Origin of the sequence: Capnocytophaga gingivalis ATCC 33624, from assembly GCF_000174755.1 — a bacterium.
Taxonomy (GTDB): Bacteria; Bacteroidota; Bacteroidia; order Flavobacteriales; family Flavobacteriaceae; genus Capnocytophaga; species Capnocytophaga gingivalis.
On record NZ_ACLQ01000024.1, the window covers coordinates 82,100 to 107,491 of the forward strand.

Consider the following 25,392-nt stretch of genomic DNA (forward strand, 5'->3'; position numbering starts at 1 on the left):
AAATTTTCTAAGTAGTTTTTTTGCGTAAAAGCATAAATAATGCTATCTTTGTGCGCTAAAAGAAATATTCATGTTGACCTATCTAACTATTTTTTTAGGAGTTCAGCTCCTACAAGGGCTTTTCTTGTGGAAAGGCTACCAGAAGGCAGGCTACAAAGGGTGGCAAGCCTTTGTACCTGTATGGAATATGCTTATTCTTCTGAAGATTATTGAGCGCCCTTGGTGGTGGGTATTTTTGGTATATTTGCCTGTAATAGGCAATATTATGGCTGTGGTATTGGCCTATGAGTGGTTGCATGTATTTGGCTACCGCCAGAAGCGCTATACTCTCTTGGCAGTAGTGACCTTAGGGCTTTTTATTGCTTATGTGATGTATCAGCCTAAGACTCAATATATAGGGAAAAGTGAGGCAGTAATCGCTGAGAATGTACCCTCTTGGCTCAATGGGATTCTCTATGCTGTAGTGGCAGCTTCTACTATACATACCTATTTTATCCAGCCTTATACAATTCCTACCTCTTCTTTGGAAAAGACCCTTTTGGTAGGGGACTTTCTCTTTGTCAGTAAGTTCCATTACGGGGCACGCCTGCCTATGACCCCTCTTGCTACCCCTATGGTACATGATACCTTACCTTTGGTAGGGGTGAAGTCGTATCTGCCTAAGCCTCAGTTGCCTTACTTGCGCTTGCCTGCTTTACAGAAGATCAAGCGTAATGATATAGTAGTATTCAACTGGCCTACTGATACGGTGCGTTTCTTCCGCGATCCTTCTGGTTATCACGCATATAAGCCGGTAGATAAAAAATCTCACTATGTAAAAAGAGCCGTGGCCATAGCGGGAGATACCTTCGAGATACGTGAGGGGAATGTGTATATCAATGGGCAGAAAGAAATCTATCCAGTGAGAGCTAAGTTGCAGACATCCTATATAGTACGTGTATCTCCTGAGTTTCAGAATTATCTTGTAAGCCTCTATGGAGGGCAGTATACAGCTGAGCAGTTGCTTCCTGCTTATCTGTTCCAGAACTTTGGAGTAACGGATGCTTCTGGATTTAGGAGCAATACCGAGTTTGTCGTACAATCCGCCACCGAAGAAGTAGCCCAGAAATTGCAGAAAACCCCTCATGTAGAGAGTGTGACCAAGATGATAAGTCCTAAGGAGTACAATCCTGCTATATTCCCTCATAGTAAGCACTATGCTTGGAGTGAAGATAACTTTGGTCCTGTGGAGATTCCTGCTGAAGGCAAAACCATACAGCTCACCACAGAGAATCTGCCACTGTATAAGCGTATTATCACTGAGTATGAAGGGAATACCCTACAGGTACAAGGAGAGGATATTCTGCTCAATGGGCAGAAGGTGACCTCTTATACCTTCCGACAGGATTACTATTGGATGATGGGGGACAACCGTCATAACTCCGAAGATAGCCGCTATTGGGGATTTGTGCCCTTTGACCATGTGGTAGGTAAGCCAGTACTTATCTGGATGAGCTGGGATAGCAATGCCTCAGGCTTGAATAAAATTCGCTGGAACCGCCTTTTTACCACTGTCAATGGCGAGGGAGAACCTGTCTCTTACCTCTATTGGGTATTGGGCTTAGGAGTGCTTAGCTATATTGGTTATGAGGTATATAAGAAGAAATACAAAAAAGGAAAAGTAAAGAAATAACAGCACATGAAGGCATTATTACACCCTACTTATTTCCCTACGATAGCCTCTTTTTCACTATTGGTAACAACCCCTTGTGTTTTGGAAGTATCGGATAATTACCAAAAGCAGACCTATCGCAATCGTACATATATCTATGGGGCGAATGGTAGGCAAATCCTCACAGTACCTATCCTACACACTGGAGGGGAGACAGGGCGACAGCTTTATAAAGAGGTGCGGGTAGATAACAATGTAGCTTGGCAGAAACAACATTGGAAAACACTACAGACAGCTTATCGTACTTCTCCTTATTTTGAGTACTACGAGGATAAGATTGTACCTATATTTACTCAAAAGCATACTTTTCTATTGGACTTGAATCTCAAGACGATAGAGGTGCTCTTGGATTGCTTACATGCTTCTGTGGAGTGGGAGAAGACAACTTCCTATAAGGAAAGCTACCCAGAGTATGAGGATTTTCGCTATCTTACTGATGCCAAGCGTCCTTATGAAGGTACACAGACACCTTATTACCAGATTTTCTCTGACAAACATGGTTTTATCCCTAACCTTAGTATCTTGGACTTGCTCTTTCATGAAGGTAACCATGCTTTAGACTATTTACCACAGTGAAGAGTGAAGAATGAAGAGTGAAGAGTGAAGAGTGAAGAATGAAGAGTGAAGAGTGAAGAATGAAAAGTGAAGAGTGAATGGGGGGATATTGTCTTTTCTTAAGTCAATTTTTGGGATTATTTCTACTTGACTATGAAGTTCATCTTGACTTTTTTGTATTAAACTTTTGAGTCCATAATTATAAAGGATAAGTAATTAAATCCTTTCCAGCTACTAATAGCTGTATCAAAATGATTCAATATAGAGCGATAAGAATCACACCAAGCATTACTTTGCTGTTTGTTCTCCTTCACAAATAGCAGGTGTATGACTTCCATCAACACTCTTTTTCCTATAGGAAGATGAGGTATTATTTCATTTATTATCGTATCTTTGTCTAAAATTTCTAATATAGGGATGACTTGTCTTTTGGGTTTGTAAATACAAAGATAAGGAATCCCTATGTTTTTTACAAATCATTTAAAAGTCGAGACGGCTTCAATACACATTGGTTTGACTTTCTAAAATCTTTATTATGAGTGTATCTGCCAAATCAAAAACATTCGAGTTTTCTGTGCTGCCTTTGTGGGAGAGTTTTATAATTTTTGGGGCATTTGCTTTTTTGTTTATTTTCCCCTCTCTTTATTTTCAAAAATGGGCAGGCATCATTATCCGTATATATGTTCCTTTGCTGTGCTTTTGTGCTTTGGGATATTGTCGTATAAGGTCTAAAAAACTTTCTATTGAAGTAATTGATAATGAAAAACTTAATTGCAGAATCAATAATAAATCATTGGTAGTTCCTTGTAACGAAAACAAAATTTTTTATATAAGGTTGTATAAGCGTAGAACAGCGTCTATGATACGAATTAAAAACGAACTGTTTTATATTTATACGGAAGATTTTGGTAAAGAAAAGATAAAGGAATACGATTTGAATATTAAAGAGTTACAAAGTGTAATAGGTAATAATCCTAACCGCAAACCTATCGATTGGATACCATTTCTAATGCTCTGGACTATTTATGGCACACTACTTATATGCCTTCCTTTTGCACTTATTTTCTTTATAGCTCTTTTTACAGATAATTTGCATTGGTTTGACTTTTAAAAATCCTTATTATGAGTGTATCTGCCAAATCAAAAACATTCGAGTTTTGGTCAATATCCTTATGGGAGGGGATTATAGTTTTTATAGTATTTATTATTTTGTTCCTTCTACCGATGTTCTATACATCTGAACTTCAGAAATGGTGGGGTATAGTTATTCGTTTATATCTTCCTATGGTGGTTTTATGTACTTTAGGATATGTTAAACTAAGAAGTAGAAAACTTATTATTGAAGTAAATAATAAAAATCAACGAGAGTTTATTTACACACGCAATAACAAGCAATTATTAACTGAATTTGAAAAAGTAAAGATTTTTTATCTCAAAAGTTCCAAAGGTAAAATAGGGCGCATATTGCGTATTGAAGGTACATTATATTTTATTTACTCGAAAAATCCTTTTAGCAAAGAGGTCGCAAAACAGTATAAATCAAAAATAGAAGAGTTGCAAGATGTTATTGGCAGTAATACTAAAAAAGAAAAAATTGATTTAGTGCCTCTGAGTATCAATTTATTAATTGATGTCGTACCATTTATTATCATACCATTAGCAATTCTTTATTTAATTGCTATCTTTACAGATAATACTCATTGGTTTGACTTTTTAAAATCCTTATTATGAGTGTATCTGCCAAATCAAAAACATTCGAGTTTTGGTCAATATCCTTATGGGAGGGGATTATTGTTTTTATAGTATTTATTATTTTGTTCCTTATACCGATGTTCTATACATCTGAACTTCAGAAGTTCTGGGGTATAGTTATTCGTTTATATTTTCCTATATTGGTTCTATGTACTTTTGGATATGTTAAACTAAGAAGTAGAAAACTTATTATTGAAGTAAATAATAAAAATCAACGAGACTTTATTTACACACGCAATAACAAGCAATTATTAACTGAATTTGAAAAAGTAAAGATTTTTTCTAAGAAAATCTATTAGGATTTCTTTCTAGTTGTTCTAACCAATATGATTTCCTTGCTTTATCCCATTCTTGCTTATATTTAGCAGGACTATAAGATAAAGAAACAAGTCCCAATACATCCAACCACCAATTCGTATCACTAACATAAGCAAATATATTAAACCCACCCAAGAGTTTAATAGGGTCTTCACTTATATAGCATCCTGTCTCGGGGTGATAATACCTAAATCGGTTGTAGCAAAGTTCTATCTCAGGATCGTAATACTGTCCTTGATACTTGAATGGACACCTAAAATTCTCTTTAGCAAAGCCCTGACGGGAGTTGCCATAGAGGTCTTGTTCGCGTTCCCATATCAGCTCGCCTTCTTGGTTGTAGGCTTCTATGGGCGTACCTAAGTGGTGCTGTTATCTAATTAATAACATTCTATACGAGGATGTTAGGTATGGTATTAATTTTATAGTTCAAATTTAGTAGGCACTTGACTTTCATAAATGTATACATCTTCTAATGGGCAATCAATATATCCATATTTATACCAATTATCTCTAAGCCAATGAGTACTTAATCCATATCGACTCCTATCTTTAGGAAGTGATTCTTCAGGAAATTGATAATATTTAGCTCCTGCTTTAAAACCAGAAATAACTATTAGTTGAAACGTTTTAGCTCCCGAATCTGGCGTTTCACAAACTAAAAAATCAACAATTGCTTCATAAGGATATTTCCCTTTACAACGTAATACCATACCTCTACAAATATTATTTTCTTTAAAATCAATTAATTTTACCATTTTATCTTGAATTTTATTACTCTTATTATTTAGTGTAAATATTATGTCCTCCACTTTTGTCTTTTTTCCCATTGCTTTTCCATCAATATCTACTTCGTCAATATGATTTCCATTTTTATCAAGTACTTCAAATCGTCCATGTTGGGTATCAAAGGCATAAATTTTTCCTGTCTCTGGATCTCTATAAACTGTTCTATTATTCTTTTTAGTTAGTTTATTGTCTTTTTCCCAGCCATTTTTCTCTGCCACTTTCTTTAATTTTCCTGATGCTGCCACATATTTTTCGTTAGGAGCTATTTTTGCAAGACGAGCTTCCCATTCTGCGGCAGTTTCGGGATTTGTATTCAACCCCAATAAATCCACCCACGCATTGGTATCACTAACATAAGCAAACACATTAAATCCGCCTAAGAGTTTAATAGGGTCTTCTGAGATATACCTTCCTGTCTCGGGGTGGTAATACCTAAACCTATTGTAGCAGAGTTCTATTTCAGGATCATAATACTGTCCTTGGTATTTAAAAGGACATCTAAAGTTCTCTTTTGGTGCAAGCCAAACAGGCGAGATAGAAGTTTGTCTTGAGTTTCAATTTTTAAAATTAGATTATGATTACTTCATCAAAAAGCAAATATTTTTGAGCTTTATCAAGCATTAGCAGCCTATTTTTTAATATTTCACTTACAAAAGGGGTGTATTCTCCCCATCTATCCCATTTATCTAAGAAAAAACCATCAATATTTAATGGGATTTTTTTTTTATCAAGAACTAAGCCATTAAATGGGTCAACTTCATTTTTTTTATTTTTTTCTTTATGTATACAATCTAAAATATTTATAAAGGAAAGCATCACATAAAAATGAGAAAACTCACCTTGTACGATTACATTTCTAAAATCAATACCTATCAAATCTGTAAATAATTCTTCATGAAAAAAATCATCTCTAATTAATAAGATTGATTCTTTTGTAAGATAAAATGGCATTTCTTCTTTCTCAAAAGACTTCTCCGAAAGTATAAACTCTCTCTTATCGTTGAGAGCAATAAGTTCTAAAATAGTTTGTCTATTTGCATAGTTTTTAACAAAAGTAGTCGTACTCTCTTTGCAAAAAAAATGATACATATAAGTGAAGAAATTCTTCCATAATCTATTATTAATTGATACCCTTACTCTAAAATATTTCATATTTTTTTAGTTATAATTTTGTTAAGTCTTTTTCCTTCCGTACTACATTCTTTAGATAATTTCTGTAATTCTTTAATAAATTCTTTTGCTCCTTGTTCTATGATCTTACTTTCTTCTGTTATGCCTTCCTTTCTGGCTTTTTCTTCACCTCTTGCTCCTGCCGCTTCTAATCGATTATATATTTCTTTATGATAATCTTCCCCATGAGGTCCCTTATGCCCTTCTACTGCTACTTTGTTTTTTGGATCATTTAAAACATCTTTTCTTTCTCTTCCATTTTTAAATCTACCCAAACCATATCTTTTAAAGAGGAACCTAAATAAACTTGAATAGGTTTTATGTTTATTGCTTGCAATATGATGAATAGGTTTATCATAACTCAACCCCAACAAATCCACCCAAGCATTCGTATCACTCACATACGCAAAAAAGTTAGGCTCACCAGATAAGAATCCTATTGGGTCTTCACTTATATACCTCCCCGTCTCAGGGTGATAATACCTAAACCTATTGTAGCAGAGTTCGACCTCGCTATCATAGTACTGTCCTTGGTACTTGAATGGACACCTAAAATTCTCTTTAGCAAAGCCCTGTCGGGAGTTGCCATAGAGGTCTTGTTCGCGTTCCCATATCAGTTCGCCTTCTTGGTTGTAGGCTTCTATGGGCGTGCCTAAGTGGTCGGTGATAAAAAACTATCTTAAAATATCAGGTTTAACAGGAGAGTTTAACTGAGACATTAAAAAAGACAATGCTTTTCCCCTCCATTCATCACTTTTATTTAAATTATCTATGAGTTTTAGAAATATTTTGTAATTCCTCCATTTATCTAAATTCTTTTTATTTAAAAATATACAATTATACTCATATAAAGGTGAGTTATAATCTTCTGTTAAAAAAGGAACTCTTATTAAATTATCGGGATGCCCTATTTTCTCCAAAGAGAGTTCTTCTTTAGAAATATAATCAAAATTATTTAAAGAAGAAAGTTTTTCTAATTCAGCAACTCTTTTTTCATACATATTTCTTAATGGATAGTTATTGTAGCAATCTCGGTGAAAAATGGCTTCATTAAGACAATAAAGAGGTGATTTTTCATTTGCTTCAATATTTAAAAGTATACAAGAATCATAAATATTTTCGATTATCTTACCACAACCTTTGCAGTATATTTTTTGTCCTTCAATTAAAATCATATTTCTAAATTAAAAAATTTGAGGTGTCTATTTAGCTACATACTAATTGACTTTGGGAAACGGGAGAACGCTCTACAATTCTTTTCATTAATTTGTTAAAGATAGTATCTTTATTTTGTGAGCGATTGATTCTAAAACTATACTCAGCTAAATAGCGGTCTATATTAAATTCTGATACCCAAGATCATTCATTTTGTGCGATTCACTGGATTTCATAGCTTCTCGGACTTTTTGCATAAAATAATGTGCAGTCTGAAGATATTACAAGTACGTGAAAAATCTTTTCTGACTTGGTATTTTTTATGACCACATTTGCGACAGCAATATCCATCTTCCCACTTTTAAAGAAGCTAGATATTCTTCGCAATCTAAGTCAGTTTTAAAGCGTTCAGTAAACTCTAAGAGGCTTTGTCCCTTAAATAATTCCATAATACATTAATTTTCAGAATGCAAATATATAAAAATATTTTGACACCTCAATAATAAAAATCAACGAGACTTTATTTACACACGCAATAACAAGCAATTATTAACTGAATTTGAAAAAGTAAAGATTTTTTATCTCAAAAGTTTGAAAGGTAAAATAGGACTTGCATCATATACTCTGCTCGTTTGTGGATAGTGCCCCTACGCCTGCTTATGCCTATTTTTCGCAAACTATTTTTGATTGACTATAAAAGGAAATTAAGTATAGAAGACCCGCACCAACTTACTAGAGATGTAAAATATGAGAGTAGAAGAGATCGCTTGGGGGAGGGGAGGTTAGATGGATGGGGGCAAATGAGTAGAACGAGAAGGAAGGGGTAGACAAGACAAAGGGATTATTAATTAGAGCAAGACCCATGGGAAAAGTACCAAGCTAAATCAAGGATAAGAAGGACTTTTGGGAGCGGTTGTTTGGATAAATGAAGAATGAAAAATAAAGTGTAAAAATAGGTAATAGGAGCAGAGAATGTCCCACTAATCATTGCTGATTAATCATTTGTCATTTTTGTAGGTTTTTTCCTTAGCTTTTTTGTAGAGAGGAATCATATAGGATAGGGTATAGTTGTAGTTGATACCAATATTGCTTCCTTCCCATACACGCTGTACCCCAGGGATCCAAAAGTTGGGGAAGTTGTCCTTATTCTGGTAGAGCAAGAAGCTGAATCTTAGGGAGGCTCCTGCATAGAAGTGCTTGAAGAGTTCTACTTTGATACCTAAGATACCTTCCAGCCAATGAGCGGTGCGCCCTTGGTAAGAGGTTAGTATATCCGATTGGGTACCTATGAGTGATTCATTCCAATAATTGCGAAGGGTATGTACGCTGTAGCGGGTCACTTCCTGATTGAAGATAGAAAAGCCATAGCGCGCCCCGAAATAGATCATATTCTCCATACCATACCAGTTGGTATACGAATTATAATCGATACCAAACTTGATATATTGTCCATTGGTAGTGAAGTCGAAATAGTTGTTTTCGCTGACCTTGCGTTCTTTGCCTATTTCTCCAGCCAAGTAATAGCGATAGTTCAGGCGGTAATCGCCTACGAGTTCCAGCCCTTGGTAACTTTTGTCCAAGAGAGAGCGGATAGGTCGGGAAATATCCGCGCCTATACGCAAGCCATAATGCTGATAGTATATCTTGTCAGGGCTTATGCCTTCGAGCTTTTCAGAAGGAATTTCTTTGATTTTATCCTTTTTAGTAAGAGAATCCACCGGTTTTAGTTTGTTCTCCTGAGCAAATCCATAAGATACAGATAAGAGGCTAATAATAAATACGAATAGTAGCTTTTTTTTCATCTTCAACTTTTCTAAACATTACTTGTACCCGATCAATCCAGCGTGTATTTCCTGCAATAGAGTCGATAGAGGCCGAGACTTGGTCATATACCACCTTGTATCCACAGCCCTTATTAGCAAACAACTGGGAAGCATTGGCCTGTATTTTCAGTGCTACTTGACTTCCACGAGTGATGCGTCCTAAGCTATCCACAGCGGCATCCTTTACCAAGATAAAAGAAGACTCACCAGAGGAGAGTTTTAGAGGGAGGACTAAGGAATCCGTGGTGGCGATGGGTTGAGTAGGGGTATTTTGATTATTCCCCACGACAAGGAGACTATTGACCGTTTTGGTACGGGTAGGGGTATCCTTATCATACACACGTACAATAAGGCGAGGAGTTACTACAGAGTCATCACAGATATCATCATTTTCACAACTGGCAAGCGCCAAAAAGGAGCATAGCAAAGCAAATTTTTTCATGGATTCATTTTTGTTTTATACAAAAAAATCCCTGTGAGACAGGGATTTTCTATTATAAAGAAATTTATATTTCTTCAGCATCTCTTAGTTGTTGGATGAACTCCGCTCTTTGGATTACGCTACGGCGAAGTACGGAGGGCTTAGTAAAGTGCTGACGTGCACGAAGTTCACGAACGATTCCTACTCGGTCGAACTTTCTCTTGTAGCGCTTTAGAGCTCTATCAATGTTTTCTCCTTCTTTTACTGGTATGATTAGCATAGTATAACACCTCCTTTCATTTACGGGCGCAAAGATACAACTATTTTTTGTTCTGGCAAATATATTTTTTCTTTTCTTTGAAGAAAAAAATTCTTCTACGTAAGAACATTGCGCAATTAATAATTACCTTTGCCCTGTCAAACAAGAATATATATACTTATGATTTTACAAATACACTCCCAGAACCCACATTTGTTGGATTTGCTCAATAAGAATCCACATACCGACTTGGGAATCTACGCGAAGAGCTTACGCAATGGGCAGCTTATAGGCAATGCGGTCAGTGCGTATCAGTATGATGTAGTCTTTCAGGATACACGCTATAGCTATCTTCCAGAGGAAAGCAATCAGATAGACTTCCAAAGCTATTGTTCCCCCTTGGTGATTTTACATATCTGCAATGAGTTTTTCAAAGAACTTTTGCAGGAGAAACAAACCTATTGGTCACAACAGATCAAATGGTTAGAGCGCACCCGAGCTGAGGTAGACACCTATCCCTGTACCATAGAAGTAAAGAACCTATATGCCAATTCCACTTGGTATAGCAAGGGGCACTTTATGATGGAGCGCTATTTCAAAAACATACACATAACCCCGATAGTGGGTAACAATCTGAGCCTAAGAGTAGAGGGGAAGAGTGTCTTTGAAGCCATGAACCTTTTGAGCTTCATAGCTGTAACCACCCATATTACCAATACCTATGGAGAATACACCTATATAGATGACCATTTCGCCCAAAAGTATGCCCGAATTCTGACCAATATCCCACAGGTTCCTTACTTTGTTTTCTACCTATTTATCAAGCGAGCCATCAAGAGCGAACGCCAATTTGCTGAAATCAAGCCTATGTTCGAGGCGTATTTCAAGGAGGAAGGCTTGGATATAGATTTTCAGTTTACCGATACCCATGGTAGTCGTATGGACTTCATAGTCAAAGAGCTGGGGATGGAGTATCCGATCTTGGACATAGGGTGTGGAGAGCTCAAGTACTATCGCCGCTTTATGAGGAGAAACTACAACTATAGTCACCCCTATTTTGCTACCGATACGGACAAGTCAGTAGGTGATTATGCTGCACTATTGAAAGAACGAATGGAAGCCGATAACCTCTATTTCTTTTCCGATTGGACTGATTATGAGTATAAAAACCCAGTGAACATCATCCTTACCGAAGTGATAGAGCACAACACCCCCGAGGCAGCCGAGGCCTTGGTAAAGCATTGTCTGAGCTTGAATTTCCACAAGATGATTATCACCACCCCCAATAGCTTGTTCAACAAATATTACTTTGACGAAGATCCAGAAAGCCTAAGGCATGAAGATCACCATTTCGAATGGACACCCCAAGAGTTTCAAGACTTTATCCGCCACTGTGTAGGTGATACTTCCCTTGAGGTAACTTACTGTGGGATAGGAGATCGTATCAATGGAGAGACCCCAACCCAAGCGGTTGTTATCACTCGGAAATAAAGAAAAATCTTCTTGGAATGTTGGAGAATAATCGCTACTTTTGTGCCCTAAACGAACGAGAATGAATACCCCAAAAGTAACGCAACAGATTGTAGAATGGCTTAAGGATTACCTTCTCCAGACAGGGATAAAAGGGATGGTTGTAGGAATCTCAGGAGGGATAGACTCAGCTGTAGTCTCCACCCTATGTGCTGAGACAGGTAAGCCCGTACTGTGCTTGGAAATGCCGATCCATCAGGCTGCGAATCAAGTAAGTAGAGGACGCAATCACATAGCCTTTCTAAAGAATAAATATCCGAATGTCAGTAGTCTGGAGATGGATTTGACCCCTGTATTTGATACCTTTGTCGCTCAAGTTCCTCCCGCAGAGAACAATGCTTTGGCGCTTGCCAATACCCGAGCCCGCCTTAGGATGACCACTCTGTACTACTTTGCGGGTCTACAAGGCTATATGGTAGTAGGGACAGGCAACAAGATAGAGGATTTTGGGGTTGGCTTTTTCACCAAATATGGTGATGGTGGGGTAGATGTAAGCCCTATAGGCGACCTATATAAGAGCGAAGTATATGAAGTAGGGCGCTACTTGGGTGTATTGCCAGAGATTCTTCAGGCAGCCCCTACCGATGGGCTTTTCGGAGATGATCGTACCGACGAAGACCAGCTTGGTGCTACCTATGACGAATTGGAATGGGCAATGCGATTGGTAGAGAGTGGGGCAGAGGAGACTCACCTTACCCCAAGGCAAAGCCAAGTATTGGCTATTTTTAAGCGGCTGAATAGGGCAAACCAACACAAAATGATACCGATACCCGTTTGTAGAGTGAAGAGAGAAGAGTGAAGAGAGAAGAGTGAAGAGAGAAGAGTGAAAAGTGAAAAGTGAAGAGTGAGTAGAGATTGTCCATATTGGCATGAGGGTTGTTGTGTTCTGTGGTAGGGGCGATTAGCAAATCGTCCTATGCTGGTGTGAGCAGTGGGCAGTGTTGGGGCCTAAGGTGTTAAAAAAAATAAAACTATAAAAATACATTCTATTCTCATAATAAAGTAGTATCTTTGCCGATTATTAAACAAATCCATGAAAAAAAATATCTTTATTCTATTTTTCTTAGGAATAATTTCCTTTGCATCTTGTAGTTTTACAGATAAAAAATTTGAGTATACAGGAGATAAGGAAAAGCTCCTGATGGAGATCATTCAGTATATGGTCTCTCGAGGCCACTATGATCCACAACCTTTGGATGATGCTTACTCCAAGCGTGTATTCAAGGGCTATATCCAATACTTAGACCCTCAGAAGCGTTATTTTATCCAAGAGGATATAGATGAGTTCAAGAAGAGTGAAACAAAGCTTGATGATGATCTCAAGAAGATGGATATTTCTTTCTTTACCCTGACCTATAACCGCTTGCGCCAACGTATAGAAGAGGCAAACAAACTATCACAGGAACTTCTCAAAGAAAAGTACGAGTTTACCAAAAATGAAACTATCGACTTGGATTATGAGAAGATTCCCTATACTAAGAACAAAAAGCAGCTGAGGGAGCGCTGGAGAAAGCTTATCAAATATTCTATACTTTCGAACTTGATTATCAAGCAAAAAGAAGAGCAAGATAAGAAAGAGAAAGATGCCAACTATACCCCTAAGGGAGACAAGGAACTTACAACAGAAGCTGTAGAGGCTACTCAGAAAGCCTTTGAAGAGATGTTTGTTTCCTACAAAGACCTAACTTCAGATGATTGGTTTGGCATCTACCTCAATAGCTATGTAGAGGCTACAGACCCGCATTCGAGCTATATGGCACCAGATATCAAAGAGCGATTCGATCGAGATATATCCGGAAAGTTCGAAGGGATAGGTGCTGTACTACAGAAGAAATCCGATGGAATCCGTATTTCCGATATTATCATGGGAGGTCCTGTGTGGAAAGGCAAGCTCTTAGAAGTAGGAGATATGATCCTCAAGGTAGGACAAGGAAGTAAAGATCCTGTGGATGTGATAGGCATGCGCTTGGAAGATGCAGTGAAGCTTATCAAAGGGAAAAAAGGTACTGAAGTTCGCCTTACCGTAAAGCGTTTAGATGGAAGTATACAAGTAGTCTCCATAAAGCGTGATGTGGTAGAGATAGAAGAAACCTTTGCCAAATCGGCTATAATCAAGCAAGGAAACCATACTTATGGAATCATTAACCTACCCTCCTTCTATGTGAATTTCAACAATACCCGTGAGCGTAACTCCGCTTCGGATATGGCCTTGGAGATAGCCAAGCTCAAGAAGCAGAATGTAGATGGACTTATCGTAGACTTGCGCAACAATGGTGGGGGCTCCCTATCCAAAGTAGTCGAAATAGCAGGTCTCTTTATCAAAGAAGGTCCGGTAGTACAAGTGAGAGATGCCGAGAGAAATATACAAGTACTCAGCGATACCGACAGTAGTACCCAATGGGATAAACCCTTGGTAATTCTTATCAATGAATTGTCCGCTTCAGCATCAGAAATCTTGGCAGCTGCTATGCAAGACTACGGACGAGCAATCATCATAGGCAGCAAACAATCCTACGGCAAAGGCACAGTACAGGAGCTGATAGACCTAAACCGCGAGATACGCAATAGCTCCTTGGGAGATTTGGGAGCTATCAAGCTCACTCGCCAGAAGTTCTACCGTATCAATGGAGGATCTACCCAACTGAAGGGAGTCAATAGCGATGTGGTGATTCCAGATCGTTACCAATACATAAAAGTAGGAGAGAGAGAAATGGAAAACCCTATGCCATGGGATGAGATACCTAAGGCCAACTATACCCGCTGGAGCGAAAACCAGAACTTTGCTACCGCTATTGCCAATAGCAAGAAGCGTATAGAAGAGGGAGCCCTCTTCAAGCTCATAGATGAGAATGCCCGCTGGGTACAGAAACAACGAGATGAGAATACCTATTCGCTTGAGTACAATGCCTATAAGAAACAAATAGATGAAAGTGAGGCCATGATCAAGAAGTTCAAGCAACTGACCGAATACAAATCATCCTTACAATTCTCCTCTCTGCCTTCCGAAGAAGAGAAAGCTAAAGAGAATGAAGATGTAAAGATACGTCGTGATCGTTGGCATGAAAATCTTCAAAAGGATATCTATGTAGAAGAGGCTGTAGAGGTACTCAATGATTTAGTAAAATAAGAACATATTAAAAAATATTTTAACGCTTTGAAGATCCTATCTTTAGAGCGTTTTTTCAAGAAAATAAAGCACCTAATAGAGCAATATGAGAACAAAAATAGTAGCACTAATGTCTATTTTTACATTTTTTCAGCAATTATTTGCGCAACCCATTACTCAAAAACAAATTTTTGCAGAAGATATTTCCAAGATAAACTCTCTGGAAAAAGCAATCCAACAATCGGAGCTGGTAGTCAATTACCTTCTACAAGAACACTATACTCCGAGTATGTCCATATGTGTGACCAAGCGCGGTTTTCCGATCTGGGAACAGGGGTATGGCTATGCCGATATAGAGAACAAAGTAGGGGTGAACCCCCGCGAGACCCTGTACCGTATCGCCAGTGTTTCCAAGCCCTTGACAGGAATGGCACTAACCAAGATGCAGGAACAGGGCTGGATAGACTGGAACTGTTCGCTCTATGACTATGTCCCTTATTTTCCTAAAAAACAATATGACTTTACTGTAAAACAATTGGCGGGGCACTTGGCAGGGATACGTGCCTACAAAGGGAAAGAAGTCTTTCTTAACCGCTTTATGAGCATCAAGGAAGGAATAAGCGTATTCGCAGAAGACCCTTTGCTTTTCGAACCTGGGACACAATATTATTACAATAGTTATGATATCAACCTTGTTTCTTTGGCTATGCAGGAGGCACGTAAGGAACCTTTCGAATGGTATGTAACCCACAATGTATTGGAGCCTATAGGGATGAAGCATACCTTTCCCGATATGGGAGGGCTGTCCCCGAACCAGTCCATTCCGTATTCTCCTGATAAGAAGAAACAATTCAAAAGATCTACCGAGGTGAACAACTTCTTTAAGCTCGGAGGAGGAGGATTCCTCTCTACTGCCTATGATGTAAACCTAATGGGACAAGCGATATTGGGCAAGGCTTTCCTAAAACCAGAATACCAAGAGCAAATGCTCACCTCCCAACAGCTCAATACCGGAAAAGATACGGGCTATGGCATTGGCTGGCAGACAACCACCGACTGGCAAGGGCGTACCTATTACGGGCATATAGGCAATGGTATAGGGGGATATGCTTGGTTCTATGTATATCCTGAGGAAGAAGTGGTCTTTACCTTCTTGTTCAATACGACTAACCCCTCCATAGCGGACTATATGCATAGAATTATGGACTGTATGCTCAAAGGCGCCTCCTATAAGGAGTATACTACTCATAACTATCCAGTGATACACAATGAGCAATGAACAATGATTAATGAGCAATGATTAATGATTAATGACTCAAGTTTTGTAAGTTCTATAAGTTGCTGATTTTCAAAACCTCCCCCTCTTCACATACTCGCTCTCGCGACTTCCTCCAAAGGGGAAATTAGTAACTGTTGGAAATTCAATAAGTTATGGAAGTAAATATTTTTCATATTGACTAACAAATTTAGCCTTTTAAACGAATTTAAACTCCCCTTTTGAGGAGAGGGGAGTTTTTTTGTATGTCGATAATTATTAGATTGGGTAGTGTTTCAAAAGTGTTGTCAAAATTTCAACGACTTACACCAACATAATACAAAAGATCTACCCCGCTATTTTCCTTTATACACCATAGAGATAAGTGTTTTTTAATCTTATAATACGCTCTAAATAGTGTAAAGGGGTGCCTAATGTTTCAGCAGTGTTGTTAAAAGAACGCTACTCGAACTACACCAAGGATCTAAAAAAGTAAATGGGGAAAAAAAAACATCACTAATTTTCAGAAAAATGGACTTAAATAAGATGTTGTATTTCTCCCTGTTGAGGTTTTGCGGGGAGCAGCAGGAAGAAAAAGAGGAACTTTTGAAAATTACAAACTACCAAAATGAGGAAGGTGATTTTCTGTTGGCTACACTGCCTAAAAAGAGAGAACTCGATGAACTGCTATATGCACTGAAAAATGACGCTTTGTATGATAAACTCCAAACAGAGATTTCTCATTCTTGTTTTGAGGACATTTTTTCTCTTTTAGAAGTCTGTTTAAGAGCCTTTTATTACTACGACAACTATTATATCAATGATAGATTACAGTTCTTTTCATTGATTCAGTTACTAAAAAAAGAGAATACTGAACACGCCTTTAAGTATTTATTGTTCTTTAACCCTTGTGGGGAAACTTTTATAGAAAGAAACCAACTCACAAAGCAGGGATATTTTATGGATAACATAGCTACTGATATAAAAGAGGTTTTTGAAAAGCTGTTTTCTGCTGTCTTTGAGTTAAAAAACAAGAAAGAATGTTATCACCAAATAGCTAAAAAGGATATAGAATGCTTGTATTCTCTGTTAAAAGAAATGGTATACACTATTTTTGGAGCGCAAACACTTACGCTTTCGCAGGCTGTAAAAACGTTTTTTGAGATAGATGAGGATAGAGAAAAGCTATACTTATCTCTTTCAAAAGCTATTGATTTATACAAGTTAGTTAGCTTTGATAATGAAGATAATAGCGCCTCTCATTATTATATGAGAGATTATATGGGAGAGGAAATTCCTACTATAGAAAACAAAGTTAGCAGGAGTGCTAAAACTAAATATAAAAGTGAATGCTTGATAGATAGTTATCTTTTTAAGTATGCTAAAACTCCTAATGAGTTCATAGCTTTTTTGGGCTTTTTAAAAACACATAATTTTCAGCAATATATAAAATTCTCTATACTCTTGTTTTCACACCCACTTATTATTTTCGATTGGGAGTTTAAAAGGGCTTTATGCCATTCTAAAATAAGAGAAGTTTTGCCCCAAGGAGGATATGCTATGAATCTATTAGACAAACTTAAAGCTATATTGCAATTATAATTAAGAACTTAACCTATAATCATTATTTCTTTGGATTTTTTCAAAAAACAGCGATTTATTTCTTTGGATAATTTTAATTTTGTACTTTTACCACCTGATATATAACTCTTTATAATTTATTTGATATAATGTTATGCAATTTCCATTAACAAGTTTGCACAATGCCTTTAAACACTCTGGAGCTGCAAATGAAATTAGAAAAACAAAACATCATTAAAAATGAATATAGATAAAATAATTGAAAAATTAGGAGGAATAGTTCCTCTTTACCCTAAAAAACAAACTTGTCCTAACGAAGATTATTGGGCAAAAGTAGAAAAATTAGTTGGAGAGCAAATACCTATTGTTTATAAGAATTTTGCTACTAAATACGGAGTATCAACACCTAATAACTTATTAAAAGCAGTGCCCTTTACAGAAGAAGCTGAATACCAACACCCAGAAAGTGTAGGTATTCCTAATTATACTTTTTTAGAAACAAGTATTAATGTTTTCTTCGGAAAAGGAACTGACTATGACCTTGTTAAAACATTGAAAGAATTTAAGAATAGAATGCCTGCTAAATTCCTACCAATAGCTGATAGCGGAGTGGAACCTAATTGTTATCTCATTAAATTTAAAAGACTATGGAAAAGTATATTTTTGGTATAGGGATGCCGAATGGGATAGTGAAGATTATTTAGAAGAAACAGGCAAGATAATGCCTGAAGAAGTTAAATATCAAAAATTTTGGCTTATAGGTTCTAACTTTGAAAATTTTTGGGAGCGACTTTCAATTGATGATGAATGGGATTAATAAAGCACTTGGTTAATGTTTCAGATGTGTTGTTAAAAGAATGCTACACGAGAACCCAAAAAAGATAAATGGAATAAAAACTTTGCCTCAAGAGGGATATGCTATGAATCTATTAGATAAACTTAAAGCTGTATTCCCCTTTTAAATAAAACTACAATGAGAACCATAAGAAAAAAAAACAAGTGTCATAGAATTAGAATATACCCCAAAATTTGGTTAAACATCAATTTTGGTGAAGAAATTTTTCGTTTGCTAAAAGGGGAGGTAATGCTCGACAAAACCCCTTATAGCGATGAAACTTTAGTACCTATTGAAAATCCAACCATAGAAGGTGATATTTTCTCCTATCAAGTAGGGAAAACCTTATATAAAATGGACTGCTCCACTATGGAAGGAGCTATAGATTTGGCTCTGCTGGTGGAAAAGCTAAAAAATGAAACCAAAATAATAGAAAATTCTATTGATGAATATTTCGAAATTACTTTAGAAGAAAAAAACCTTAGTTTTAGTATTGGTGATTTCAATAGAATGATATTGATAGACTATAATAAATATAGGAATCAATTTACAGAACGTTTTCCAGAACCAACAAAACGTTATACAATGGGAGATTATTATGTAGAGAATGGTATTATCTATATATAAACTATAGGGAAGAATTTGAAAGATGAAAATGACCCTGTTGTAGATTATCAATATCAGTGGCACCTCAAGCTAAATAAGGTGCTACAAACTACTCTTGAGCGATTGCTGGAAATAGGAAGAGGGAAGAAGAATATGAATATTTGAAGACCTCCCCGTGTTGAGTAAAAAATAACTTGCAAAATCATTATTTCTTTGGATTTTTGCAAAAAACAGCAATTTATTTCTTTGGATAATTTTAATTTTGTATCTTTGTCGCCTGATATATAACTCTTTATATTTTATAAGATGTATTACCCAAGATTAATAGATAGCTATCTAAAAGAATGGGCTTTACGCCCTGCTCGCAAACCTTTATTGTTAAGGGGTGCCCGTCAGGTGGGTAAATCGACAGCAGTAAGAGAGTTGGGCAAACAATTTGAGAATTTCGTAGAAATAAACTTAGAAAAGCAACCTTCATTTATACAACTCTTTCAGGGAGACCTCGATGTAAAGCGTATAGTACCTCAGCTTTCGGCTATGGTAGGTAAGCCTATTGTTGCTGGACAAACACTGCTTTTTATAGACGAGATACAAGCGGCAGGCGAGGCAATTATGGCATTGCGTTTTTTTAAAGAAGATATGCCCGATTTGCACGTGATAGCCGCAGGTTCTCTCTTAGAGTTTGCCCTCGAAACATTGCCAACCTTTGGAGTAGGGCGTATCCACTCTATGTTTGTCTACCCAATGACTTTTGATGAGTTTTTAAGGGCTTGTGGCGAAACTTTGCTATTGGAAGCGCGCAATAGTGCTACTGCCGAAGCGCCTTTACCATTACCTTTATACGAGAAGTTAGTAGGGTTATTTCGCTCTTATATGTTGGTAGGAGGGATGCCAGAGGTAGTAGCCAAATGGGTAGCCACACGCGATTATTTGGCTTGCCAAGAGGTGCAAGACGATATTGTACTCACCTATCAGGACGATTTTCCTAAATACCGAAAGAGAGTAGACCCTACCTTGCTTAGATTTACCCTGCAAAGCGTCGCCTTACAAATAGGCAGTAAGTTTGTATACTCGCAAGTAGGAGGAGGGGGATACCATAGTAATGAGGTGAAAAAAGCGTTGGAATTGCTTATTTTAGCGGGTATAATCACACCTGTAACGCACACCGATGCTAACGGGCTTCCGTTAGGAAGTGAAGCCAACCCTACTTATAGGAAAATGCTACTGCTCGACAGTGGGTTGCTACTCCGTTGGCTTGATATGACAGGCGACATCACAGAGCTTACAACCCAAATACTCACCCAAAACCCTACCGACTTAGTAAACAAAGGGGCGCTTACTGAGATGATTGCGGGGCTTGAACTATTGCGATACCGCACCCCCAATATGCGACACGAGTTATTTTACTGGGTGCGCAGAGCCAAAAATGCACAGGCAGAGGTAGATTATCTCATACCCTACGAGTCGGCAGTATTGCCTATAGAAGTAAAAGCAGGCACACAAGGAGGAATGAAGAGTTTGTGGCAGTTTATGCGCGAAAAGAAGCTAAAGAACGCCATAAGAGCCTCATTAGAGAACTTTGGAACGTTCACCTATACCGATACTGAAGAAGGAGCAGAGCGCACAGTGAGGGTATGTCCGCTGTTTGCTTTGTCACAGATTGCACAATAGAGACTTAATATGTTACAAAAAAAGTGCTTGTAGTTCTAAGGTTCTACAAGCACTTTTCTATAAAATCACTGATTGTTATTTTTTCCAAATAATGTCTCCTTCAGGAGCCTTAGGGCTGGCAGGGCTACTTCCCTGTAGGGAGAGTACATAGCTGGCTACCTGTTGGCGTTGTTTGGCAGTGAGGGTAGCCTTCCAGGCAACCATACCTTTACCTTCACGTCCTCCTTCGGAGATGGTGTGGAATACATTCTTGATATCTCCCCCAAGGATCCAGTGATCATCGGTAAGGTTAGGACCTATACCTCCACCGCCGTCAGGAGCGTGGCACATGATACAGTTGGCTTGGAAGATACTTTTTCCTTCCTGTAGGCTGGCTGCATCGGTAAGTTCTGTAACGCTATCGGCATCAATCATACCAGGGTTAGCCTTTTTGAAAGCCTCAATCGCATGTTGGGCATCGGTAATCTCTTGCTCATATTCAGCTTTCTGACTAAGCCCTCCAAATACTTCATACTTGAATAGGTATACTACAGCAAAGATGATACAAGCATAGAAAAGATATGTCCACCAAGGAGGGAGGTTGTTATCCAGCTCTTGGATCCCGTCATAGTTATGATCGAGGATAATTTCAGATTCTTTTTCTAAAGGTTTTTGGTCAAGCATCTTGGCTACAAAGCGCCCCCACCAGCTGTTTTGCTCCGCAAGCTCTCTTTGTTGTTTTTGAGAGTCGGTGAGCAGGCGGTCAAGAATATCCTCAGAGCGGTAGCGGATCATCTCAATAGCAATGAGTATCAAGGTAAGGAACCCTAAAAATGCTTGGATAGGAACCATAGAAACAATAGCAGATGCTTCTTCTGTTCCATATATATATTCTAACAATAAGGCAGCAAAACCTACAATGATAAGAATACGTATTAATGCTAATAAATTTCTCATAAAATGTTGTTGTTTTGATCGTCGTCGTTAAAAGGGAGGTTACTAATCTCATTCAGATCCTTTTTCTTGTAGGAGAGTACCCACCAGAATAGGACGATGAAAAAAGTAAAGCAAATAATTAAAGAAATAATCGGGTAAAGTGAAACACCTTCGATGGAAGCCATGTGGTGTTTGATAAACTTCATCATAACGAATTATTTTTCAGCGTTTTCTTTCTTTGCTTTGATATCTACCCCCAATCGTTGTAAATAGGCTATCATAGCCACGATTTCACGTTTTTCGATAGGGATAAATTTCTCCCCACGAACTTCGGCGTTTTTCTTAGAGGCTTCATAATTGGCCACGAAGTTAGGGTCGTTCAGTAGGCTATTGGCAATAGCTCTGGCTTGTACGGCTAAGTTTTCTTGGGCAAACTTGAAATCATCTTCGTTGTAAGGAACCCCCAATTTAGATAAGGTACGCATCTTCTGTAAGAGCCTATCGGTGTTCAATTCATTTTTGATAAGCCATGGATAAGAAGGCATGATACTACCTGGGGAGGTTTCTCTTGGGTCTAACATATGGTTGAAGTGCCAGTTGTTGTTGTATTTGCCCCCTAAGCGATGCAAATCAGGGCCTGTACGCTTACTTCCCCATAAGAATGGACGATCGTATACAAATTCTCCAGCCTTGGAGTATTCCCCATAACGCTCTACCTCACTACGGAACGGACGAACCATCTGAGTATGGCAACCCACACAACCTTCACGGATATAGAGGTCACGGCCTTCCAATTCGAGAGGCGTATAAGGTTTTACTTCAGCTATGGTAGGAATATTTTCTTTTACTAAGAGAGTAGGGATGATCTGTACAGCCCCTCCTATAGCTACGGCAATAGTAGCCCAGATGGTCATTTGTACAGGTTTTCTTTCGAGCCAGTGGTGAAGGGTTTCACCAGCCACACGTTTTTTACTAATAGGAGCTAAGGCGGGAGCTTCGGCAAGTTCGTCCGTTACTTTCTGTCCTTGGCGGATGGTCTGAATTACGTTGATAATAGCCATGATAGCCCCAGTGATATAAAGCGATCCTCCAATGGCACGCATAGCATACATAGGCATAATGGCATTGACAGTATCAAGGAAGTTACCATATACCAAGTTTCCATCTGGGTAGAACTGTTTCCACATGGAGGCTTGTGTAAATCCTGCTATATAGAGAGGAATGGTATAGAATACAATTCCTAAGGTACCTATCCAGAAGTGTGCATTGGCAAGGCGGATAGAGTATAGGTTGGTTTTCCACATCTTAGGAACAAGATAGTAGATCATACCAAAGGTAAGGAACCCGTTCCAAGCCAAGGCCCCTACGTGTACGTGAGCAATAATCCAGTCAGTAAAGTGGGCTATGGCATTTACATTCTTTAGCGCCAAGGTAGGCCCCTCAAAGGTTGCCATCCCATATCCGGTAATGGCTACAACCAAGAACTTAAGTACCGGTTCGGTACGCACCTTATCCCAAGCACCACGTAGGGTAAGTAGCCCATTGATCATACCTCCCCAAGAAGGTGCTATGAGCATTACAGAGAATACTACCCCAAGGTTCTGAGCCCATTCAGGAAGAGCGGTGTAGAGCAAGTGGTGAGGCCCCGCCCACATATAGATGAATATCAAGCTCCAGAAGTGGATAATAGACAGGCGGTAGGAATATACCGGTCTGTTAGCCGCTTTAGGAACAAAGTAGTACATAAGTCCTAAGAAAGGAGTTGTCAGGAAGAAGGCTACCGCATTGTGTCCATACCACCATTGTACCAGAGCATCTTGTACTCCAGCATATACGGAGTAGCTCTTCATAGAGGTAAGGGCAATAGGGAACTCTAAGTTGTTAAAAATGTGTAGCAAAGCTACAGCTACAAAGGTAGCCAAGTAGAACCAAATCGCTACATAGATGTGGCGCTGTCTTCTCTTGATAAGGGTTCCAATCATATTGGCCCCCCAAGCCACCCATACAATAGCTATGGCAATATCAAAAGGCCATTCAAGCTCAGCATACTCCTTGGAGGTGCTTATCCCCATAGGGAAAGTAATAGCTGCTCCCAAGATGATCAACTGCCATCCCCAGAAGTTGAGCTTGCTTAGGAAGTCACTATACATACGAGCCTTCAGTAGGCGCTGCATGGAGTAGTAGCTCCCCGCAAAAATAGCATTTCCTACAAAAGCAAAGATCACTGCATTGGTGTGTAGTGGTCGCAATCGACCAAAACTTAGCCAAGAGATTCCTTCGGTAAGTGTAGGAAATAGAAAATAGTAGGCCAATAGTAGCCCCACACTCATTCCTATAACACCCCAAAAGAGGGTTGCATAAAGGAAGTTCTTAACAATTTTGTTGTCGTAATAAAATTGTTCCATTTCCATAAAAAATGATTTAGCAAATTTTAAGTTGTTGTTTGCTTTTCTGTATCCTTCTTGTGGTAAGAGGTATGTGTTTTTTCTAAAGTGTTTTCTTTAGGTGAGGACTCTACTAATTCATCTTCAAAGAGCATACGTATAGCAGGACTCTCTACATCATCATACTGCCCCTTATGGATGGCACGAAGGTATAAGAATAAGAATAGACCGACTACTATAGTACTAATGGATATGAGCATGTAGATAACACTCATTTTATATATAAAATTTGGTGCAAAAATAAGTTTTTTTTGTTAGATCACAAAAATATATTTTACTTTTTTTTCACGTTTGGCAATAACTTTCTTTTTTTGATTTTTCAGAGGTTTTTCTCTTAAATTGTTTTATGATAGTATTGTGCTTTGGCACCCTCTACATAGGAGTATGGGTGGGCTCTTCTGTAGGGGAGATTTTTGAATTAATTATTGGAAGAAAATGTTCTCTAAACCAACGAAAACGATTGACGATCATGATATGGGTACCCCCCTTCACTCGGATACAATCGCCGATGTATCGGATAGGGAATACCAAATCCTTATCGCCATGTATATGAATGATTTTATCCTTATCAAGGGGTTTTCCTTCCCAATCGAGCAACTCACGCGCGCACCATGCCAAGTAGGTAGGACTTGAGAGGCCTATATAGTGAATATATAGTTTTTTGTAGCGCTTGGTGTGTTTCCAAAAGTCAAAACGTATCATTCGGGCTAAGGGAAGAATATGGTGTAGTTTTAGTTTTTTACAACGGCGCATCCATGAGGGGAGTTCCTTGGGGGAGGCGACAGAGGAGATTAAAACGACACACCGATAGCTTGGCAGCAGTCTGGCGACTTCTTGCATCAGTACCCCACCTAAGGATACTCCTATAAGGATAGGGTTATGAGCAGTGATTTGTTGGGCTATACGGGCGGCATAGTCCAAGAGACCTTCCTTAGGACGGGGTTCGTCCCATTCCAACAGATGTACTTGATACCCTTCAGGCCACTCAAGGTGTTCGAAAATACGCGAACTGGCGGCCATACCAGGCATACAATAGACAGGGATAGCCATTTTTTCTTATTTTTGGTGTAGGGTGTAGCGCTCTTCTTCCGCTGGGCTCATCTTTTTGTTGGGGTCAGGAAGAAGGATGAGCACTTGAGCATCTACTCTGTAGGTAGCTTTAGAACCATTCTCACCTATAAGGACAATGGTTTTGTCTTCTCCATTCCATTGAAAACGCCCTTTCTCACTTTGGCTATGCCCATCTTCTATATAACGTTCGGTCTTGGTATAGGTATTATTTTCCCCCAAGATAACTGTGGTATCTACATTTTTTCCATTGGAGGTGGGGAGAATGCCATTGTATAGGATACCTTGGCGGCTGTCTTGCTCCTTTGGAGCTTGTGCGGTTTGTTCTCTCTGTTCTGTAACTGGTTCTTCTGTAGGAGTGTTCTCTGGGGTATTATTGCCCTTGCAGGCGAACAATAGCAGGGAAAGAATACAAATTCTGTACATAAAGT

At 38.4% G+C, this 25,392-nt stretch carries 26 protein-coding genes and 4 pseudogenes; 12 read left to right on the forward strand and 18 right to left on the reverse strand.

The window, feature by feature from the left end; genetic code table 11:
- Window positions 1–70 precede the first annotated feature (70 nt).
- The 4 genes from lepB to CAPGI0001_RS10040 all read left to right on the forward strand — a co-directional run bounded on the left by lepB (window position 71) and on the right by CAPGI0001_RS10040 (window position 3,997).
- Window positions 71–1,672, forward strand: a complete 1,602-nt coding sequence (gene lepB, locus CAPGI0001_RS10025) for a signal peptidase I (protein ID WP_002669533.1) — start codon at window positions 71–73, stop codon at window positions 1,670–1,672.
- Between the two features lie 6 nt (window positions 1,673–1,678).
- Window positions 1,679–2,287, forward strand: coding sequence for a WbqC family protein (locus CAPGI0001_RS10030; RefSeq protein ID WP_002669513.1), 609 nt, complete (start codon window positions 1,679–1,681; stop codon window positions 2,285–2,287).
- 514 nt (window positions 2,288–2,801) lie between these two features.
- Window positions 2,802–3,377: a hypothetical protein gene (locus tag CAPGI0001_RS10035; protein WP_002669462.1), complete on the forward strand. Its 576-nt coding sequence runs from the start codon at window positions 2,802–2,804 to the stop codon at window positions 3,375–3,377.
- Window positions 3,378–3,388: 11 nt separating this feature from the next.
- On the forward strand, window positions 3,389–3,997 hold the full coding sequence (locus tag CAPGI0001_RS10040; RefSeq protein ID WP_002669521.1) for a hypothetical protein: 609 nt from the start codon (window positions 3,389–3,391) through the stop codon (window positions 3,995–3,997).
- Window positions 3,998–4,300: 303 nt separating this feature from the next.
- Here CAPGI0001_RS10040 and CAPGI0001_RS13385 read toward each other — a convergent pair whose 3' ends face one another.
- The 12 genes and pseudogenes from CAPGI0001_RS13385 to rpsU form a co-directional block, all read right to left on the reverse strand.
- A complete protein-coding gene (locus tag CAPGI0001_RS13385) occupies window positions 4,301–4,684 on the reverse strand; it encodes an RHS repeat-associated core domain-containing protein (protein WP_081451932.1) in 384 nt (127 codons plus the stop codon).
- 71 nt (window positions 4,685–4,755) lie between these two features.
- Window positions 4,756–5,454, reverse strand: coding sequence for an Imm45 family immunity protein (gene imm45, locus CAPGI0001_RS12625; protein WP_050769246.1), 699 nt, complete (start codon window positions 5,452–5,454; stop codon window positions 4,756–4,758).
- A gap of 42 nt (window positions 5,455–5,496) precedes the next feature.
- Window positions 5,497–5,658: pseudogene (locus CAPGI0001_RS13525) on the reverse strand (RHS repeat domain-containing protein); the annotation flags it as partial.
- Between the two features lie 31 nt (window positions 5,659–5,689).
- The gene (locus CAPGI0001_RS10055) at window positions 5,690–6,274 is read right to left on the reverse strand and encodes a hypothetical protein (RefSeq protein ID WP_002669406.1); all 585 of its coding nucleotides are present in this window, start codon (window positions 6,272–6,274) and stop codon (window positions 5,690–5,692) included.
- The gene (locus tag CAPGI0001_RS13395) at window positions 6,271–6,693 is read right to left on the reverse strand and encodes an AHH domain-containing protein (RefSeq protein ID WP_040360219.1); all 423 of its coding nucleotides are present in this window, start codon (window positions 6,691–6,693) and stop codon (window positions 6,271–6,273) included. Before CAPGI0001_RS13395 ends, CAPGI0001_RS10055 begins: the two co-directional genes overlap by 4 nt.
- 21 nt (window positions 6,694–6,714) lie before the next feature.
- A pseudogene (locus tag CAPGI0001_RS12805) lies at window positions 6,715–6,960 on the reverse strand (RHS repeat domain-containing protein); the annotation flags it as partial.
- A 6-nt stretch (window positions 6,961–6,966) separates the two neighbouring features.
- Window positions 6,967–7,467, reverse strand: coding sequence for a hypothetical protein (locus CAPGI0001_RS10070; RefSeq protein ID WP_040360223.1), 501 nt, complete (start codon window positions 7,465–7,467; stop codon window positions 6,967–6,969).
- 31 nt (window positions 7,468–7,498) lie between these two features.
- Window positions 7,499–7,651, reverse strand: a pseudogene (locus CAPGI0001_RS13530) (IS1595 family transposase); the annotation flags it as partial.
- Between the two features lie 76 nt (window positions 7,652–7,727).
- Window positions 7,728–7,896: pseudogene (locus CAPGI0001_RS13535) on the reverse strand (IS1595 family transposase); the annotation flags it as partial.
- Between the two features lie 549 nt (window positions 7,897–8,445).
- A complete protein-coding gene (locus tag CAPGI0001_RS10080) occupies window positions 8,446–9,249 on the reverse strand; it encodes a DUF6048 family protein (protein ID WP_002669393.1) in 804 nt (267 codons plus the stop codon).
- Entirely contained in the window at window positions 9,215–9,712 is a 498-nt protein-coding gene (locus CAPGI0001_RS10085; protein WP_002669597.1) for a DUF6452 family protein, read from the reverse strand. Before CAPGI0001_RS10085 ends, CAPGI0001_RS10080 begins: the two co-directional genes overlap by 35 nt.
- Window positions 9,713–9,776: 64 nt before the next feature.
- Window positions 9,777–9,971: a 30S ribosomal protein S21 gene (rpsU, locus tag CAPGI0001_RS10090; protein ID WP_002669569.1), complete on the reverse strand. Its 195-nt coding sequence runs from the start codon at window positions 9,969–9,971 to the stop codon at window positions 9,777–9,779.
- A gap of 159 nt (window positions 9,972–10,130) precedes the next feature.
- On the opposite strand from rpsU, the gene CAPGI0001_RS10095 reads away from it, so the two are divergent.
- From CAPGI0001_RS10095 to CAPGI0001_RS10130, 8 genes are all read left to right on the forward strand, one after another.
- Window positions 10,131–11,441: a hypothetical protein gene (locus tag CAPGI0001_RS10095; RefSeq protein WP_002669490.1), complete on the forward strand. Its 1,311-nt coding sequence runs from the start codon at window positions 10,131–10,133 to the stop codon at window positions 11,439–11,441.
- A gap of 61 nt (window positions 11,442–11,502) precedes the next feature.
- Window positions 11,503–12,279 (forward strand): NAD(+) synthase, encoded by a 777-nt coding sequence (nadE, locus tag CAPGI0001_RS10100; RefSeq protein WP_002669558.1) that lies wholly within the window; start codon window positions 11,503–11,505, stop codon window positions 12,277–12,279.
- 234 nt (window positions 12,280–12,513) lie between these two features.
- Complete coding sequence (locus CAPGI0001_RS10105) at window positions 12,514–14,607, forward strand: carboxy terminal-processing peptidase (RefSeq protein WP_002669508.1); 2,094 nt, start codon at window positions 12,514–12,516, stop codon at window positions 14,605–14,607.
- Window positions 14,608–14,716: 109 nt separating this feature from the next.
- A complete protein-coding gene (locus CAPGI0001_RS10110) occupies window positions 14,717–15,865 on the forward strand; it encodes a serine hydrolase domain-containing protein (protein WP_002669590.1) in 1,149 nt (382 codons plus the stop codon).
- 507 nt (window positions 15,866–16,372) lie between these two features.
- Window positions 16,373–17,443, forward strand: coding sequence for a hypothetical protein (locus CAPGI0001_RS10115; RefSeq protein ID WP_040360225.1), 1,071 nt, complete (start codon window positions 16,373–16,375; stop codon window positions 17,441–17,443).
- Between the two features lie 219 nt (window positions 17,444–17,662).
- Complete coding sequence (locus CAPGI0001_RS10120; protein WP_002669572.1) at window positions 17,663–18,094, forward strand: hypothetical protein; 432 nt, start codon at window positions 17,663–17,665, stop codon at window positions 18,092–18,094.
- Window positions 18,095–18,395: 301 nt separating this feature from the next.
- Window positions 18,396–18,884 carry a hypothetical protein gene (locus tag CAPGI0001_RS10125; RefSeq protein WP_155813472.1) on the forward strand — a complete coding sequence of 163 codons (489 nt, stop codon included), beginning with the start codon at window positions 18,396–18,398 and terminating at the stop codon, window positions 18,882–18,884.
- Between the two features lie 285 nt (window positions 18,885–19,169).
- The gene (locus tag CAPGI0001_RS10130; RefSeq protein WP_002669431.1) at window positions 19,170–20,534 is read left to right on the forward strand and encodes an ATP-binding protein; all 1,365 of its coding nucleotides are present in this window, start codon (window positions 19,170–19,172) and stop codon (window positions 20,532–20,534) included.
- A gap of 75 nt (window positions 20,535–20,609) precedes the next feature.
- On the opposite strand, the gene CAPGI0001_RS10135 is transcribed toward CAPGI0001_RS10130, so the two are convergent.
- The 6 genes from CAPGI0001_RS10135 to CAPGI0001_RS10160 all read right to left on the reverse strand — a co-directional run bounded on the left by CAPGI0001_RS10135 (window position 20,610) and on the right by CAPGI0001_RS10160 (window position 25,387).
- The gene (locus CAPGI0001_RS10135; RefSeq protein ID WP_002669568.1) at window positions 20,610–21,470 is read right to left on the reverse strand and encodes a cbb3-type cytochrome c oxidase N-terminal domain-containing protein; all 861 of its coding nucleotides are present in this window, start codon (window positions 21,468–21,470) and stop codon (window positions 20,610–20,612) included.
- Window positions 21,467–21,658, reverse strand: a complete 192-nt coding sequence (locus tag CAPGI0001_RS10140; protein ID WP_081451933.1) for a cbb3-type cytochrome oxidase subunit 3 — start codon at window positions 21,656–21,658, stop codon at window positions 21,467–21,469. The genes CAPGI0001_RS10135 and CAPGI0001_RS10140 overlap by 4 nt, the downstream gene beginning before the upstream one ends.
- A 6-nt stretch (window positions 21,659–21,664) precedes the next feature.
- On the reverse strand, window positions 21,665–23,860 hold the full coding sequence (gene ccoN, locus CAPGI0001_RS10145) for a cytochrome-c oxidase, cbb3-type subunit I (protein WP_002669474.1): 2,196 nt from the start codon (window positions 23,858–23,860) through the stop codon (window positions 21,665–21,667).
- Between the two features lie 20 nt (window positions 23,861–23,880).
- A complete protein-coding gene (ccoS, locus tag CAPGI0001_RS10150) occupies window positions 23,881–24,108 on the reverse strand; it encodes a cbb3-type cytochrome oxidase assembly protein CcoS (protein ID WP_040360229.1) in 228 nt (75 codons plus the stop codon).
- 157 nt (window positions 24,109–24,265) lie between these two features.
- On the reverse strand, window positions 24,266–24,943 hold the full coding sequence (locus tag CAPGI0001_RS10155) for an alpha/beta fold hydrolase (RefSeq protein WP_002669564.1): 678 nt from the start codon (window positions 24,941–24,943) through the stop codon (window positions 24,266–24,268).
- A 6-nt stretch (window positions 24,944–24,949) separates the two neighbouring features.
- Window positions 24,950–25,387, reverse strand: coding sequence for a copper resistance protein NlpE N-terminal domain-containing protein (locus CAPGI0001_RS10160; RefSeq protein WP_002669530.1), 438 nt, complete (start codon window positions 25,385–25,387; stop codon window positions 24,950–24,952).
- Between the last annotated feature and the right edge of the window lie 5 nt (window positions 25,388–25,392).

Excerpts from the sequence above, each read along its gene's own strand:
- CAPGI0001_RS10115 (WP_040360225.1), top strand. The coding sequence starts at position 16,373 with ATGGACTTAAATAAGATGTTGTATTTCTCCCTGTTGAGGTTTTGCGGG.
- CAPGI0001_RS10110 (WP_002669590.1), top strand. The coding sequence starts at position 14,717 with ATGTCTATTTTTACATTTTTTCAGCAATTATTTGCGCAACCCATTACT.
- CAPGI0001_RS10155 (WP_002669564.1), bottom strand. The coding sequence starts at position 24,943 with ATGGCTATCCCTGTCTATTGTATGCCTGGTATGGCCGCCAGTTCGCGT.
- ccoN (WP_002669474.1), bottom strand. The coding sequence starts at position 23,860 with ATGGAAATGGAACAATTTTATTACGACAACAAAATTGTTAAGAACTTC.
- CAPGI0001_RS10140 (WP_081451933.1), bottom strand. The coding sequence starts at position 21,658 with ATGATGAAGTTTATCAAACACCACATGGCTTCCATCGAAGGTGTTTCA.
- lepB (WP_002669533.1), top strand. The coding sequence starts at position 71 with ATGTTGACCTATCTAACTATTTTTTTAGGAGTTCAGCTCCTACAAGGG.
- nadE (WP_002669558.1), top strand. The coding sequence starts at position 11,503 with ATGAATACCCCAAAAGTAACGCAACAGATTGTAGAATGGCTTAAGGAT.
- CAPGI0001_RS10105 (WP_002669508.1), top strand. The coding sequence starts at position 12,514 with ATGAAAAAAAATATCTTTATTCTATTTTTCTTAGGAATAATTTCCTTT.
- CAPGI0001_RS10125 (WP_155813472.1), top strand. The coding sequence starts at position 18,396 with ATGAGAACCATAAGAAAAAAAAACAAGTGTCATAGAATTAGAATATAC.
- CAPGI0001_RS10085 (WP_002669597.1), bottom strand. The coding sequence starts at position 9,712 with ATGAAAAAATTTGCTTTGCTATGCTCCTTTTTGGCGCTTGCCAGTTGT.
- CAPGI0001_RS10080 (WP_002669393.1), bottom strand. The coding sequence starts at position 9,249 with ATGAAAAAAAAGCTACTATTCGTATTTATTATTAGCCTCTTATCTGTA.
- CAPGI0001_RS10120 (WP_002669572.1), top strand. The coding sequence starts at position 17,663 with ATGAATATAGATAAAATAATTGAAAAATTAGGAGGAATAGTTCCTCTT.
- CAPGI0001_RS10035 (WP_002669462.1), top strand. The coding sequence starts at position 2,802 with ATGAGTGTATCTGCCAAATCAAAAACATTCGAGTTTTCTGTGCTGCCT.
- CAPGI0001_RS10135 (WP_002669568.1), bottom strand. The coding sequence starts at position 21,470 with ATGAGAAATTTATTAGCATTAATACGTATTCTTATCATTGTAGGTTTT.
- rpsU (WP_002669569.1), bottom strand. The coding sequence starts at position 9,971 with ATGCTAATCATACCAGTAAAAGAAGGAGAAAACATTGATAGAGCTCTA.
- CAPGI0001_RS10040 (WP_002669521.1), top strand. The coding sequence starts at position 3,389 with ATGAGTGTATCTGCCAAATCAAAAACATTCGAGTTTTGGTCAATATCC.
- CAPGI0001_RS10130 (WP_002669431.1), top strand. The coding sequence starts at position 19,170 with ATGTATTACCCAAGATTAATAGATAGCTATCTAAAAGAATGGGCTTTA.
- CAPGI0001_RS10070 (WP_040360223.1), bottom strand. The coding sequence starts at position 7,467 with ATGATTTTAATTGAAGGACAAAAAATATACTGCAAAGGTTGTGGTAAG.
- ccoS (WP_040360229.1), bottom strand. The coding sequence starts at position 24,108 with ATGAGTGTTATCTACATGCTCATATCCATTAGTACTATAGTAGTCGGT.
- CAPGI0001_RS10030 (WP_002669513.1), top strand. The coding sequence starts at position 1,679 with ATGAAGGCATTATTACACCCTACTTATTTCCCTACGATAGCCTCTTTT.
- CAPGI0001_RS10095 (WP_002669490.1), top strand. The coding sequence starts at position 10,131 with ATGATTTTACAAATACACTCCCAGAACCCACATTTGTTGGATTTGCTC.
- CAPGI0001_RS10160 (WP_002669530.1), bottom strand. The coding sequence starts at position 25,387 with ATGTACAGAATTTGTATTCTTTCCCTGCTATTGTTCGCCTGCAAGGGC.
- CAPGI0001_RS10055 (WP_002669406.1), bottom strand. The coding sequence starts at position 6,274 with ATGAAATATTTTAGAGTAAGGGTATCAATTAATAATAGATTATGGAAG.